Source organism: Sphingobacterium puteale, assembly GCF_050986225.1.
In the GTDB taxonomy this organism is placed as follows: Bacteria; Bacteroidota; Bacteroidia; order Sphingobacteriales; family Sphingobacteriaceae; genus Sphingobacterium; species Sphingobacterium puteale.
Genome location: NZ_CP158959.1, coordinates 683,227 through 698,195, shown reverse-complemented (window position 1 = coordinate 698,195; position 14,969 = coordinate 683,227). Strand labels below are relative to the sequence as shown.

Sequence of the window (14,969 nt, the reverse complement as noted above, 5' to 3'; positions counted from 1 at the left end):
ATTGAAAAAATTAGATATAAAGCGAATAGGGCGGGGATCAATATCATCGTCCTTTTGAATTCCATTCGTCCCTCCTGTTCACACTGTCCTTTAAAAAGAAAATAATCTTTGAACACCATTAAGTTGCTTACATCGAAATACTTTTGTATCTTAACGATACTAACCAATTTTTCAAAAAAATATGCTAATCAACAAAAGCATAAACCTTAAATATCCGTATCATTTAGCACAACGCCATACCGCCCCCAAAGGACTGTACTTTAATTTTCTGACGGCGGAGGATCCTATTCTTTGTACTAAAAATCAGTATATCGCCAGTAAAAAAATAGGCAGCCATTCTTTTTTGGAAATAGCCGGACATTTTGAAGAAGACTGGAACTTTAATATCCGCAATAGCGAGACTACGCTCTGGCTGGCTTTCCAATTTCACGGTTCTTCTTCCATAAAAGGCTTTAGTCAAGCCACTTTAGTCCATCAGCAATACTTGGGCTACTTTAATAGAGATCAAGAAATCAGCTATCAGATAAAAGCTGGTAAAGTCGCCATGATCCTGATCGGAGTTGAAATAGAAGATTCCAGCTCCTTAGCACTGGAATGGAATACCCTGCAACTGGACAGGCTACAGGTAACACAGGTATTAGCCATGGAAAAGATTGGCTACCGCATCAGAAAAGTCCTCGACCTTATCCAACAGGCCAAATCCTCGGCCTATTCATTAAGTGTCAGGCTACAATTTTATACAAGCAATATCATTGAGCTTTATCATAGGGACCTGACCGAACAGCGCAAATCGGCTCAACAGGAGGATATCTCGCTCCTACATCGGGCAAAGGCCTATATCTATGCACATTATATGGATGAGGGACTAAAAGTCGATACCATCGTTAAAGCCCTTCTAACGAGCAAGACCACACTTTGCCGCGTATTTCAAGAGAACAACCTTACTGTCAATGCGGCAATTCGGACCATACGCATCTATAAAGGACGTGAAATGCTCCGTACCTCCAACGATTCCGTCGATATGATCGCTTTCAGATTACAGTTTTCGACGGCCAAATATTTTATTAAAACTTATGTCCACTACTTTGGCCACACTCCGGCCATGGAGCGCAAACTACACCCGCCGCCTATGGAACCTAAATACGCTTATAAAAGCGATGGATAAAATTTATTTTAAGCTCTTCAGAAGCTTCCTTTTCCCTTAAGGGTATGCAAAATACCCCAAGGGGGATTTACTTTACCACACTGGAGATGCAAATCTTCCTCAGGGATACGCAAAATGCTCCAAGGAAAATTCACTTTACTCCACTGGAGATGCAAATCTCTCCCAGGGGTACGAAAAATACTCCAAGGGAAATTTACTTTGCACCACTGGATGTGCAATTCTCCCTTAAGGGATCACAAAATCCTCCAGAGGGAATTTGCTTTACTCCACCGGAGGTGCAATTCTCGCTTAAGAGGTTACAAAATCTTCCAAGGAAAATTTACTTTACTCCACTGGATGCGCAATTCTCCCTTAAGGGATCACAAAATCCTCCGGAGGGAATTTACTTTACTCCACAGGAGGTGCAATTCTCGCTTAAGAGGTTACAAAATCTTCCAAGGAGAATTTACTTTACACCAGAGGGGGCGTAGTTTTCCCTCAAGGGAATTCAAAAACTCCTTAGGGGAATTTACTTTTCTCCTAAGATCAGGTCAACAAAACTTTCCCCCCAAAATATGACTCCATTCCGCAAAAAACGCCATTTTTTCAGAATATATTATTCCAATTCGATAAATAAAAGGGGTAAAATTGTCCCAAAAAGAATTTTCTGCTTTTTGCATTTTGGGACAATTTTACCCCCTCCACGTCCTCTCCACTGTCGTATGTTTGTATCGTTGCTAGCACAATAATTTATTTTAAACTTTTAACATTTAAAAATTATGAGTCAATTAACAATTAACGAAAAAGACCAGACCGATGTACAATTAATGCAGTTTGCGGAGCAGATCGCCACGAAGATGGCCCAGGAAGCTATCTTGTTCCCAACGCCGGTACCCTCATTGACAGTATTGGAATCCGCACTCGCCGCATTCCGCAACTCCGCAACTGAGGCGGCTTACAGAGACACCAGGGCAATTATGGTCCGTAAACAAAAAAGAGAGGAACTGGTCTACGTACTTAAAGAGCTCGGCAAATATGTGGATACCATCGCAGGCAACGACGACACGATCGTACTGGCGGCCGGTTTCAATATCAAAAAAACAAGCTCCTCTTATGCCGGCCTAGTGCGAAAGGCACAGCGCCCCGTTGCCGAACCAAGCCATGTAGGCAGTGGACGGATTACGCTAAAAACAGATGCCTGGCCCGGAGCGAGAATGTACCAATACCAGTACAGACACAAAGGAAGCGAACTGGAATGGACATCCCAGCTCAGCTCAAAAAGTACCTGTATCATTGAAGGCCTGGAAACATTCAGGGAATATGAATTTAGGGTCACCTATATCGGCATTGATCCGACACCAAACTACAGCGATGTGACCAGCAGCTTTGTACTGTAGTCGCTAGGGCCCACATCGCCGGCTTCCTCTGGCCTGACACGTTAAGGACTCGAGGAAGCCGCATTTTCCTGGATAAATATAAACTTCCGCCAGCGGAGGTATAAATCAACAGATACCAGCGTATAGACTACGTTAACAGAAAGAACAGATTTGGAAAAAACACCGCCATTTTCTATCTTGATGCGGGAAGGACTAAAAAGACCGGTCAAAACAGTTAAAATGGCGGTAATTCCAGATATCCATACCACTACAATTATGAAAGAAATCGTCAGAGAACACCAGCTAAGGCCAATCGTCCTCCGCTTTCACCTTGATAAGCCCCGGTCGGATTTTGAAAAAAAGGGCCTCGATGCCCACTACCTCATGCACGACCTCACCTGGGATATGCTTCAATCACTCAAAGAGCAATATCGGATACTGGAAGAGATTGATTATGAAGTAGCCGAACTTGAATATCTATTGCTGCCCATTGAACAGGACCTAGATATACTGGAAGTCATGCTTAAGATCAAAGCGCCTTCGGTCCTCCCTTTCGATGAACATGATGACGGCACAAAAATCAACATCAATATCGGGGAGTTCTTTAAGGGGGTAATCTACCACAACCAACAGATACAGGATCTCCACGATGAGGTTTCCGAAGCATACCGATGGTTTAATGCTCATTTTGAGATGATCTATGAAAAAGAAAGCTGGATAGACGAACAGCTCTGGGAGGATGTCAATCAGATCTATCACCATTATCTGGAGGCTCAGGTCGATATTGTCTCACTAGACCGTGACCAGGAGGAATTTAAAGAGGCTTTGTCCCAAGTCATCGAACTGCAGGATAGGTACAACGACTACGGACAGGTTCTATTTGCCTCCTTCAACGCGCTTCAGGCCAGATCGGAAGAATGTTACAGAAGGACCGAGATTGTCAACAAGGGACTGGATGAACTGCATAAAAACCTGAAATAGGCTTCATACAGAGAGTTATATTTCCAAAGATTCACTCCAGCACTGGATAAAACAAAAAAAATCACATTCCAATTAGTTGGACCGTGATTTTTTTTTCTTGAATTCCTAACGAAAGTGATTATTGCTTTGTTCCCTCAAAATAAAATTCTACATCGCTGCTAGCTTCAGACTCTGTGCTTATCTGAATATTCTTATCATCAAGTTTATAGGTAATTGACCCCATGGGTCCCTGACCGGAAATATGGATATTGGATACGTTTTGTACAGGAAATGTTTTAGCAGTAGCTCTACTATAGGCCTCACCTGTTTTCACTGTGGCCTTCACTTTGCCATCATCCACCTTGGTAACATTGACAATCGCGTTAAAATATTCAGCATCACCGCCGATGACCATCTTTCCTTTAAAAGAGCCTACAATGGCATCTATTTTTCCCGAAACGATAGGTTCATTCTTATCTTTGCTACATCTGACAAAGATCATTGACACCATTGCCGCTAGGCAAAGGATCATTAGGTTTTTGTTAATTGTTTTCATCTTTTGCATATCTATATAAACAAAAGTAGATATACACAGGGGGGCGAACAATACCACGAAATAGGGTAATTTACCCTCCCAATTTTAGGGTAGTCACCACAAGCAAGGGGTTAGAGTAAATTTTCCTTAAAGAGTATTGTCAGCAGCTCAGCAGTATTTTTTACGGTAAATTTTTGAATCAGATTTTTTCGATAAGTATCTACTGTCAATGGGCTCAGGAATAGTTTTTCGGCAATTTGCGCACTTGTTTTTCCCTCTGCCAGTAACTGCAACACCTGTTTCTCGCGCATCGTCAGTGAAGGTAGTTGTCGGGATGGTGCGGCGGCTATGAGCCGTTGCGTTGCCCCACATAAGCCCATACTGCCTTGAGAAACTTTCTGAATACAGGCTATAATTTCCTCTGCATCGGCACTTTTTAGAATATATCCTGCAGCACCATTGGCAAGCATCTGCAGAATGCTATTGCGCGCCATATGATTACTAAAGCCAACGATGATAAGCTCGGGATAATTCCTTTTGAGTTCGCCACATAGATCGATACCGTTCGTATCGGGCAGGGCAATATCCAATAAGAGCAGATCTATCTGATCCTGCTTCAAAAAATCGGTCAGCGCCCGACCCAGTGAAAATCCAAGCACCCGGCCGTATGACAGATTTTCTTTTAAAAATGATTTGATTCCTTCGATGGCAATTGGATGATCATCCAAGATAGCCAATGTTTTTTGCTCCTCAGACATTGATTTCAATATTGACACTTGTTCCCGCCCCTGGCTGTGACGAGATATTCATTTTTCCATTTAAATACTCTACCCTCATTTGTACATTCTTAAGTCCCATTCCCCGTTTAGCTCCCACAACCTCCCCTACGTCAAATCCTTTGCCATTGTCATCTACACCGATCAAAAAGCCTTGCTCATTTTGTAGGCATTGCACGATAATTTGATCTGCGTCCCCATGTCGAATGGCATTATTGATCAGCTCCTGAATGATACGATAAATATTCAACTGCATATTCTCCGCAATAGTGCTGGAGAGGCCATTGCACTGCAGCTCAATGACAACAGCGCCATGCTGCATCAAAGTACAGAGATCTTCTAGGGCTACCGATAACCCCGAGCGTGATAAGTTTTCAGGCATCATATTATGTGCTATCAGTCTGACATCAGAGATCATCTGATCCAGCTGAGATTTTATCCCATCCAATACCGGCAGATTGTCTTCGGAAGAGACCTGAAGTCTCATGGCAGTCAAATGCCCGCCAAGTCCATCATGCAAATCACGGGCAACCCGATGACGTTCCAGTTCCTCCCCCTCCAAGAGCGCTTTGGTCACTTGAAGTTCTTGCTGCTGTGCCAACAGTTCCAGGTCGCGTTGTGCCCTCTTCCTGTGCTGACGATATAAATAGACAGACAAGACGAGCAACAACAGCAAGACCAAAGAAAATATACCCAATATATAATTATATAAACGCTGGTTTTTCTGTTGAAGTACAGTCTCCCTCTGTTCAAACTCCAGTCTCATGATTTTCTCGTTCTTCTCAGCTGTTCTAAATCTGGTCTCCAGGCCAGCTATTTCACTTTTATAAGCCACTTGTGCCAAGCTGTCTTTAATGGCAACATGTTTCCCAAGCCATTTATAAGCATTTGGGTAATCGTTTAATTTGGCATAGGTATTAGACAAATCTTTAGCAATTTGTTGCATATTACTTGTCATATCATAAGGCATATCCCGCATGACAATCTTAAGCTCCTTCAATGCAAGTTCATATTTTCCCAAACTATAAAAGATATTAAACTTCTGATAATGCATCATGCCTATCTCATAAGGCATATTTAGCTGTTCCGCAATTTTCAGCGCTTTTTCGACGACCTGAAGCGCTTTCGGAAAATCGTTCTTTGCGCAATAATACATACTGGCTGTTTCACCATAATTCAGATGTGCCAAAGACTCCTTTAGCGTATCTAAAATTCGCTCCGATTTTAAAAGATAGGATTTCGCTAAGTTAAGTTCGCGAGATTCTACATATTCACGTGCTAAATTTAATAATGATATAGCATGTCTCTCTTTTGAAAGAGGGTATTTCTCATAGAGTTCAAGTCCTTTTTTAAAATAATAAATTCCCCTTTCTGTATCGCCGATCTCCTTAAGAGCGGAACCAATAGCCTGGTAGGATTTTGCAGCTTGATTATAATCCTTCTGTTTGATTGCTGCGGGAATTATTTTATCAATCTGGATCTGCACCATGCTTTTCCGATCATCTTTATGATCAATAATCATAGCATAATTCCACCAGGCTTTCACCCAAAATTCATAAGCTTCCTGGGTATTAAATTTCTCCAGCATAACCGCAGCCTGCCGGTAAAGCTGCTGACATTCATCGGTCTCCCCCGCGGTCATAAAAATATGTGAAGCCCGATAGTATGTATATAAAGCCTTCAGGTATGACTGCTTTGCACATAATTTTTGTGCTTCACCCAAATAGCGCAGAGCAGTGACTGAATCTTTTTTTTCGAACATCGATTGATTCGCGATCAAAAGAGCTGCTCTCGCTCTCAGGCTATCATTCTTAACGGTATTGAATACATTCCACAGACTGTCAATGGAACCGGTAGACGGTCCGCTCTGCTGTAATGCAAAAACAGATAAAAGCATGTTGCACAGCAGTATCGTAAGAAAAACAAGTTTTTTCATCTATTCAGCTTGATATTGACAGATTGGTCTATTTCTATCACACAAAATGCAAAAAAAAGATAATATATTGTTGTTTTCCGACGACATTTAATACAACTGTACTTGTTCTATCTGCTTGATAATATCATTGCCCAAATCCATCAGATCAATTAATGAAGTAAAACAAGACATAGAACCGGGATCGTTCAGATACATAAACTCCGATCAACTACTTTAAAGCCCTTTCAAGTGCCCCACAGCGGTTCTGGCGGCAACAATACGATAATGATAAGTTATGTATAGTTCATATGACTGGAATTCATTCTTTTAAAATGGAGCTAGCTTGCCTAGCCCGCTATACATTGATAATATCCTTACTGTTTGATCACTTTTTCGCCATTGAGCATTCGGTTATATCTAATCAGCGCCTCTACGTAATAATAGTCGGCATAAGTCAATGGTACATCTACCTCAGTTTTATGTGGAATAGAACCGACACTGTGTTTCAATATATAACCACCAGCTTCTTTATAGTCCGCTTTGTACGGTTTAGAAGAAAGTGACTTTAACATCTGCTCGGCTTTGGAAATGTACAATTGGCTTTCACTACCTTTTGTATACTGTGCCAATTCCAGCAAAGCTGAAGCGGTAACCGCTGCGGTAGAGACATCACGTAGATCCTTCTGATGATAGTACTTACTTTCTTTGGTCAGTTTATTTTGATCCATATCCCAATACGGAATCAGGTCCTTCGGAAGATTGGGATGATTAAGGTAAAACTTGGCGATATTCCGAGCTTGTTCCAAATATTTACTGTCACCGGTTTCGCGGTACATCATGGTGTAACCATATAGACCCCAAGCCTGTCCCCTTGCCCAGGCAGATTCATCAAATGCACCCTGAGCAGTCTTCCGGGATATGATACTGCCATCTTCTGGATTATAATCTACTACATGGTAAGAACTGTAGTCTTTCCGATAATGGTTGACCATTGTCGTATTTGCATGCTGAATAGCTATATCCCGAAATCTTTTATCTCCTGTTATTTTGGACACTTCAGTCAAAAATTCCAGATTCATCATATTATCGATGATAACGGGATAAGTCCACGGTTGCCCGTCCCAGTTCTTACCACCATCCCATGAACGGATGGTTTTCGGAGCTTCGTGAAAACGTGTTGCCAATGAAGCCGCACCAGTGCTTAGCACTTCTTTGTAAGCTGTAGAATCACCTGTCAAACGCAATGCATTACCAAAGCTGCAATATAGCATAAACCCAAGATCATGTGTTCCTTTATTGTTCTTCTCTTTTTCTAAATGATTTAGTTTCCGCTTTGCCTCATTCAACAACTTCTCGTCTTTTGTATATTCAAAAAGATAGAGCACAGTACCGGGATAAAATCCGGAGCACCACCAGCTAGAGCCCCAGTTGACATATTTCCCGTCTTTATACGTGGTGGGAATATCCGACTCCTGTATGGACGCGGCCAGATAGGTAATCTGTTTATGTGCGTCTTCAAGATTGGTTTGGACAAATTCCTTGTTAAGCCCCAATTTGGCTGTTGTTAAATTCTTCTGACTAGAACATGATATTGCCTGTAGACCAAGCCCGATCATTAACGCTCCTGAAATATAGTGTTGTACCTTCATATTAGTATTGAGTATTGAGATATGAGTATCAAGAATTTACTTAAACACGTCTAAGACCTACCTAGTATCTCTATTTTTTTTATTTTCTATCTGTTATCTATTTAGTATTGAGACTTGCGTATTGAGTTTTTACTTAATACGAGCCTAAGGCTTAACAAGTATCTTTATTTTTGTTTTTATCTTTATTTAGTGTTAAGCTATGAGTTTTGAATTTTTACTTATATAGTATGAGACCTATCTACTACCTCTATTTTGTTATTATTTAGATTATGAATAAAAGAACAAGGAATTAATAACTGACGTAATAATCTTTCGGAAACTGTTCCGCATTCCAGCATTTCTGCGATGTCCATTTCTGTGGAACACATGTCCAGAACTCATCCGTAGCAGGTAATCCTAACGGCAGGAACGACAGCGATGCCACATACATTGATCCGGCGTTAGTATAATAGTCAGCCAAATTTGACTGTTGGTCTCCAACCACTCCCATACGGAGCCATCCCGAAGGAGCAAAAGTTTTGTCAATATAGATGTGTCTGAGTACCGCCGTAAGGGCCGCCCTTACTTGACCTTTTGAGATATCTTCTGGCAATTTATCCTCTAAAGCTACTGCTGCCAGAGGTTGAAAGGCCGCATTCTTATAAGTAGACGACCGCCCAACGACCACATAGTGCCCTTCAGGCGATATCATCCGTTCTAAATGATGTGCATAACGCTGCATTCGCTTATATGCACGTTCATACATTTCCTTGTATTTTCCACCCGCAGAAATATTATGACGTAGTGATTCGACCTGCATACAATGGATCACATAGCCGTTATAATGATCAAAGCTAAAGCGTGCCCCATCACTATACCAGCCATCGCCAACATACCATTCCCGATCAAATTTATTGACTGCATAGTCTATTTTCTCACGCGCGCATTCCTCGCCTACACTATAAAGGAAGGTTTCGGTCATTGCAGCAAAAAGTAACCAGTTGCTTTCATTCGGTTTGATCTTACGCAATAGTTTGAATTCTTCGACAACCCTTTTTTGGGTTATCTGGTCCAATGGTTCCCATAGCGCTTTAGGTGCTCTCAGAAACGCTAAAGCCAAATGCGCTGCATCTACCAGGGTTTGCGATGAAGGTCCCCGCCATGTAAAGTAATCCGGAGATTTTGGATCCACACCATATTTGATACCCAATAAGGCTTGATCACGTAATTTTTTACGGAGTTTCCCCTCTTCTGAGCTGTCATCGGGTAATGCCAACCAAGGCGCCATTCCTGCCAACAATCGACCAAAAGCCTCGAGGTAACCCACCCCCGGATCTCTGCTATCAAAAGTAGGACTTACCTCCATCGGCATATTTTTGCGCCATTGTTGCTTACTGATATTATCCAATATAGGTGTGGCCATCTTGCTTAGTATTGATACCCAATAAGCGCGATCATTTCCCGTATAGCTTATACTTTCTTTATGTAAAACATTTGCCTTCACGTCCATCGGCAACAATGGTGTCAGTGCACCAATCCCAGCACCGCCTAATAATTTTAATACGGATCTTCTCTTCATCGATAATGGTTTATAAGTAATATGTGCTCAACAAGCACACACAAAACATTAAAAATCTTTATTTTAATACAGAAAAACAAGCTAAAAAGAATCAATCGCTCTGGCAAACGATTGCGCGAGCGATTGATCCGTAAATTTGTTACAAATCAAATCTTATTGCCATTTAGGATTCTGTACCAAATTCGGATTTAAGGACAATTCTGAGATAGGAAGCGGCCAGAGATAATCACGAGCGGGATCAAATTTTCTCGTCGCTGCTGTTTGTGCGATTACATATCCTTCAGGCGTAAGACTCACAACAGGTTGTTCCGCATATTCGCTTTTGAAAAACTGAATGCCTAACGTAGGTAATGGCAATACCTTTTCTGCAATTTTCCAACGGATAATGTCCCAATAGCGGTGTTCACCTTCCATTGCAAATTCGACTCTACGCTCTCTTCTAATTTCTTCTAATACATTCAATTGATGATCTAAAGCAAAAGCATTTGTCAATTTTGGCATTCCAGCACGCTCTCGAACGATATTCAACGATTTATTCAGGTCAGCATCTGAAATATTTCCATCTAGTTCATAAACTGCTTCTGCATATGACAACAACACCTCAGGATATCGAATAATTTTATGTTCATTAAAACTCGCTTGGTTCACCCAATCCGTATCATTAAAATATTTGAAGGTTTTATAGCCAGTTTGTGTAAATGAAAACATAGGCTGGTATTTAGAGCCATTGATATAAGTATCTCCGGTTTTAAAAACAGTCATTGCCAAACGAGGATCCCTATTTTCAAATTCCGTTAAGGTGCTTACACTAGGTTTATAATAAGGAGATCTATTTGCCCCATCTCTAGGTAGACCATCGATATATAAATAAGCGTCTACTAAATAACGCGTGGGAGTAATCGCACCTTGTTCTATATTCCGGCTATAATTGTGCGTTGATATTCTATCCGTCATATCTTTACCATATAAACGGGGTAATATGACTTCCTTATTTGCATAACCATTCCCTTCTTTTTGAAAAAGATAATAATAACTCTTTGCCGGGTCAGCTCCATAAGTAAAAAGCTTAAAATAGCCTGTTGAAATAATATCATTGGCCGTATTTTTCGCTAATGTCAGGTGCTTTTTTGCATCTCCAAACTGATGATACTTTTCAAAAGTCCCTTCAAAAAGCGCAAGTCTAACCTTAAGCGCCTGAGCAACACTCTTATTGATCCGCCCGTAATCAGTGGATTTTGTCGCACTTGCTTCAGGCAAATTTTGGATCGCGTAATCCAGGTCGCTATAAATCAGATTGACAACTTCGTCACGTGTTCCTCTTGGCGCTTGAAGCAATTCATCATTCAGATTTAATGTCCGGGTTACGATCGGCATTCCCCCAAATCTCTTGAGCAATTCTCCATAAGCATAAGCTCTAAAAAAACGTGCTTCAGCGCTATATTTCGTTATAACAGCCGCATCTAGCGACATCTTTTCTGCCTTTTCTAAGATAGTATTTACTGCGCGGATTAGCTGATAATTATTTGTATAATCCCCGCTACTATTAGGCACCAAGCGAGATCCATCGCTGATTGAATTGTTACCTGTAGAACGAGAGTCATCAGTCCAATTTGCGGCGCTATTTTCGCCAATTCCTGGCAAGAAGGTATAAAGATAATTTACACCCATCAACAAGTGCTGTTCGGTTTTCCAAAAAGACGCATCTGTCACCCTAGTCTCATCTATCTTATTATCTAAATCCTTCATACATGACGAAAATAGAATATTGGCCGATGCAATCAGTATTCCCAATTTTGCAGCTCTCTTTATGATGGTTTTTGATTTATTTATTTCGATTTTCATAATTTCCCTAGTTTTAAAACGTAACATTTACCCCTAATGTGAATGAACGGAAAAATGGATATCCGAATGCCTGTCCATTTGGTGTTTCAGGGTCATAATAAGGGTTCCATGATTTTTTAAATTCAAATAGATCTTCGCCGGAGAAAAAGACCCTTAGACGTTCTATTTTCGCTCTTGTCGTCAATTCCTTTGGTAAGGTATAGCCCAGTTGGATATTTTTCATACGTGCGTAAGCTCCATTGACTACCCATTTATCCGAAATTCTTGTATTACTTCCACCTCCCATGACTGGCCTTGGAAACATTGCATTTGGATTTTCTGGCGTCCAGTAATCTTTATGGATGGCCCAAGCCTGCCGCCAGCTTTCAACATAAGGAAGAGTCAAAACGGAAGGCAGTAAAAACTTTCTTTTCCCAACACCTTGAATAAATGCACTAAAATCAAACCCTTTATAATTGAAACCTAGGTTCAATCCAAAAGAATATCTTGGATTTTGAGTACCGAGATATACTAAATCACCTGGATCCTCTAAATTACCTTTACCAGAGGAAATAATTCCATCACCATTTACATCAACATAGCGAATATCTCCAGGCCCCAAATTCGGGTTTTGATGATTTACCTGATTATTTTTTATCTCATCAGCATTTTGGAAGTAACCATCCGTACGGTATCCAAAAATTGAATTTTTAGAATATCCCTCTAAAAGAGAAACGAGACCGCCACCTAAGCTGGTTCTATTTAAAAATTTAACAACCTTGTTGTTATTATCTGATAAGTTAGCTCCAATAGTATAATTAAAATCCTCACCAATTTTATCACGCCAATTTAAGCTCAGCTCCCAGCCCCAAGATTTGAAATCGCCAATATTTGAACTAGGGCTGCCAATACCAAATACACCAGGCTGCGTTATGACCCCATATGTTCCTTTGGTTTCACGCCAAAAATAAGAGAATGATCCATCAAGTTTTCTATTGAACATCGCGAAATCCAATCCAACATCGGTATTTGTAACTTTCTCCCAGGTTCTTAGCGGTGAAGCGGCACTTCCAATCCAATAGTAAGTATTCCGTACATTATTAAATGGATATGCATCTCCCTTGGATAGCGCATTTATATAATCGTAATTATTAGCCCGGGGATTATCGCTATTAGGATCATTTGCCTGTTTACCCCAAGCTGCTCGCAATTTTAATTCATTAAAAATTTTGGAAGCATTGCCAAACCACGATTCATTGTTTATACGCCAGCCTGCTGAGACACCAGGTAAAGTAATCCAGCGGTTGGCTGGTGATAAACGTGAGCTTCCTTCCCGATTTAACGTTCCCTGAATAATATACTTCTGGTCAAAAACGTATTGTGCGGTACCAAAGAAAGAAATCAATGTATTGGTTTGTATATTGTCTCCAACACTAGTATTATTTTTATCCCCAAATTGACTTAAAGCCAATACATCATCCGTAGGGAGATTCGATGCTGACGCACCAATATAATCGTAACGATAATCATCATAACGATATCCTCCACGTACTAACACCTCGTGCTTTTCATTAAACGTTCGATTATACTCACCTACAGCTTGCCAATTGTTCGTTAATGTTTGAGAACGCCCCTTGATGATTGAATTAAGATTAATTCCCCCTGCCCATCCAGTTCGTCCATTTACATTATACATCGGAACTGGGATTCTGGTATTATTATCATTCTCCATCACAATTCTTGGACTATACAACAGGCGTAGCTTTAAACCCTCCGTAAAAATATCTTTTGCCCCAAGCTCAAAACTTCCGCCAATTTCTTGGATGACATTATTGTTACGTCCGCCATCCTTTAATAACCCAACAGTTTCTCCAGCAGCACTTCCGGCGGCATATTTTGTATCACCACTTTCTGGAAGATATATAGGACTAATACTCCTTGAAGAAACAATATTATAAATCAAACCATAATCATTACTGGCTCCTAAAACACTTGAGTTCCTCTCCGATCTACTGTATAATATTTTAGAGTCCAAGCTAAACATCTTGGAAAGTTCCCGATGATAATTAAAACGTCCATTCAAACGTTTATAGTCATCTGGTCCAAATCTAAAAATTCCTTTATCCGTGATATAACCCAATGAGAACAAGTAATTATCCTTTTCTGTACTTCCTGAAATAGATAGATTTTGATTTAAACGTGTTGATTTATCTTTCAATAAAATCTCCGGATAATTATAATTGCCAAAATATTGATAGGCAGTGGGGTTCGTTGGGTTAATTCTATAATATTGATTAGGATCCTTCATCAGAGCAATTAACTCTGCTGACCAATCTGGAGATTGACCAGCGTTTATACGAGCGAGGTTCTGCATCTCAGCCTCCTCCCAGCTATTAATCCGCTCAGGAAAAAGTCCCATCTTTTTCGCCGTCCACATCCCCTGATAGTTTACCTTCAATTTTCCCTGACCAGATTTTGTCGTCACAAGAACGACACCCGCTGCTCCCCTAGATCCATATATGGCCGTTGCCGAAGCATCTTTAAGAATAGAAATACTTGCAATATCGTCTGGATTGGTATAGGTCAAAGAACCGGGAACACCGTCAATAAGTACCAATGGGTTAGATGAACCCGTAGATAGATCTCCACGAATATTAACCGAAAAGCCCTCGGCACCGGGTTGTCCACCTGAGCGAGTCACTACTAATCCAGGCGCAGCTCCCTGCATTGCAGACATGACATTGGATATTGGACGAGAGTCCAAAACTTTCTGATCTATGGTAGAGACTGAACTCGTCAAATTTGCCTTTTTCTGCGTTCCATACCCCACAACAACAACTTCATCAATAACCGAACTTGTACCATCCATAGTTACATTAACGACATTTCGTCCGTTGAGGGCAATTTCTTGGTTTTGATATCCCACATAGGAGATTACTAGTGTTGCATTGGGACTGACGGACAAGGAATAGGTTCCCGATCCATTTGTGGAGGTTGAGCGTGTTTCTCCCTTCTCTCGAATTGTAACACCTGATAATGGTGTTCCTTGACTGTCTTTGATTTGTCCTGTAACATTTACTTTCTGTTGGGCATTAGCGACACCAACAGCAAATAATGTCATAGCGGACAATCCAATTGCGTAAAACTTAGCCATACTTTAGGAAATTGGTTTTATAATTTAAAAATCGGTTGCTTAACAGCATCAAAATTGGGCAAGTGCAACTATTCAATAGGG

11 protein-coding genes are annotated in these 14,969 nt (G+C 40.8%); 4 read left to right on the top strand and 7 right to left on the bottom strand.

The annotated features are described in order from the left end of the window. Positions 1 to 181 precede the first annotated feature (181 nt). The 4 genes from ABTV71_RS02770 (at position 182) to ABTV71_RS02755 (ending at position 3,501) form a co-directional block, all read left to right on the top strand. On the top strand, positions 182 to 1,165 hold the full coding sequence (locus ABTV71_RS02770; RefSeq protein WP_433902205.1) for a helix-turn-helix transcriptional regulator: 984 nt from the start codon (positions 182 to 184) through the stop codon (positions 1,163 to 1,165). 44 nt (positions 1,166 to 1,209) lie between these two features. After that, the gene (locus tag ABTV71_RS02765; protein ID WP_433902204.1) at positions 1,210 to 1,635 is read left to right on the top strand and encodes a hypothetical protein; all 426 of its coding nucleotides are present in this window, start codon (positions 1,210 to 1,212) and stop codon (positions 1,633 to 1,635) included. A 288-nt stretch (positions 1,636 to 1,923) separates the two neighbouring features. Then, positions 1,924 to 2,541, top strand: a complete 618-nt coding sequence (locus tag ABTV71_RS02760; RefSeq protein ID WP_121124467.1) for a hypothetical protein — start codon at positions 1,924 to 1,926, stop codon at positions 2,539 to 2,541. Positions 2,542 to 2,691: 150 nt separating this feature from the next. Beyond that, a complete protein-coding gene (locus tag ABTV71_RS02755) occupies positions 2,692 to 3,501 on the top strand; it encodes a hypothetical protein (protein ID WP_147430389.1) in 810 nt (269 codons plus the stop codon). Between the two features lie 118 nt (positions 3,502 to 3,619). Here ABTV71_RS02755 and ABTV71_RS02750 read toward each other — a convergent pair whose 3' ends face one another. The 7 genes from ABTV71_RS02750 to ABTV71_RS02720 form a co-directional block, all read right to left on the bottom strand. Further along, entirely contained in the window at positions 3,620 to 4,036 is a 417-nt protein-coding gene (locus tag ABTV71_RS02750) for a hypothetical protein (RefSeq protein ID WP_121124465.1), read from the bottom strand. Between the two features lie 110 nt (positions 4,037 to 4,146). Continuing rightward, positions 4,147 to 4,773 (bottom strand): response regulator, encoded by a 627-nt coding sequence (locus tag ABTV71_RS02745; protein ID WP_121124464.1) that lies wholly within the window; start codon positions 4,771 to 4,773, stop codon positions 4,147 to 4,149. Further along, the gene (locus ABTV71_RS02740) at positions 4,766 to 6,727 is read right to left on the bottom strand and encodes a tetratricopeptide repeat-containing sensor histidine kinase (protein ID WP_121124463.1); all 1,962 of its coding nucleotides are present in this window, start codon (positions 6,725 to 6,727) and stop codon (positions 4,766 to 4,768) included. Before ABTV71_RS02740 ends, ABTV71_RS02745 begins: the two co-directional genes overlap by 8 nt. A 353-nt stretch (positions 6,728 to 7,080) precedes the next feature. Then, positions 7,081 to 8,355, bottom strand: coding sequence for a glycoside hydrolase family 88 protein (locus ABTV71_RS02735; protein WP_433902203.1), 1,275 nt, complete (start codon positions 8,353 to 8,355; stop codon positions 7,081 to 7,083). A gap of 289 nt (positions 8,356 to 8,644) precedes the next feature. Then, positions 8,645 to 9,913, bottom strand: coding sequence for a DUF2264 domain-containing protein (locus tag ABTV71_RS02730; protein WP_433902202.1), 1,269 nt, complete (start codon positions 9,911 to 9,913; stop codon positions 8,645 to 8,647). A 153-nt stretch (positions 9,914 to 10,066) separates the two neighbouring features. Further along, positions 10,067 to 11,755, bottom strand: coding sequence for a RagB/SusD family nutrient uptake outer membrane protein (locus ABTV71_RS02725; protein WP_433902201.1), 1,689 nt, complete (start codon positions 11,753 to 11,755; stop codon positions 10,067 to 10,069). Between the two features lie 13 nt (positions 11,756 to 11,768). Beyond that, positions 11,769 to 14,888, bottom strand: coding sequence for a SusC/RagA family TonB-linked outer membrane protein (locus ABTV71_RS02720; protein WP_433902200.1), 3,120 nt, complete (start codon positions 14,886 to 14,888; stop codon positions 11,769 to 11,771). Positions 14,889 to 14,969 lie beyond the last annotated feature (81 nt).

Coding starts and splice junctions, on each gene's coding strand:
- ABTV71_RS02760 (WP_121124467.1), top strand. CDS start 1,924: ATGAGTCAATTAACAATTAACGAAAAAGACCAGACCGATGTACAATTA.
- ABTV71_RS02740 (WP_121124463.1), bottom strand. CDS start 6,727: ATGAAAAAACTTGTTTTTCTTACGATACTGCTGTGCAACATGCTTTTA.
- ABTV71_RS02745 (WP_121124464.1), bottom strand. CDS start 4,773: ATGTCTGAGGAGCAAAAAACATTGGCTATCTTGGATGATCATCCAATT.
- ABTV71_RS02750 (WP_121124465.1), bottom strand. CDS start 4,036: ATGAAAACAATTAACAAAAACCTAATGATCCTTTGCCTAGCGGCAATG.
- ABTV71_RS02735 (WP_433902203.1), bottom strand. CDS start 8,355: ATGAAGGTACAACACTATATTTCAGGAGCGTTAATGATCGGGCTTGGT.
- ABTV71_RS02770 (WP_433902205.1), top strand. CDS start 182: ATGCTAATCAACAAAAGCATAAACCTTAAATATCCGTATCATTTAGCA.
- ABTV71_RS02765 (WP_433902204.1), top strand. CDS start 1,210: ATGCAAAATACCCCAAGGGGGATTTACTTTACCACACTGGAGATGCAA.
- ABTV71_RS02720 (WP_433902200.1), bottom strand. CDS start 14,888: ATGGCTAAGTTTTACGCAATTGGATTGTCCGCTATGACATTATTTGCT.
- ABTV71_RS02730 (WP_433902202.1), bottom strand. CDS start 9,913: ATGAAGAGAAGATCCGTATTAAAATTATTAGGCGGTGCTGGGATTGGT.
- ABTV71_RS02725 (WP_433902201.1), bottom strand. CDS start 11,755: ATGAAAATCGAAATAAATAAATCAAAAACCATCATAAAGAGAGCTGCA.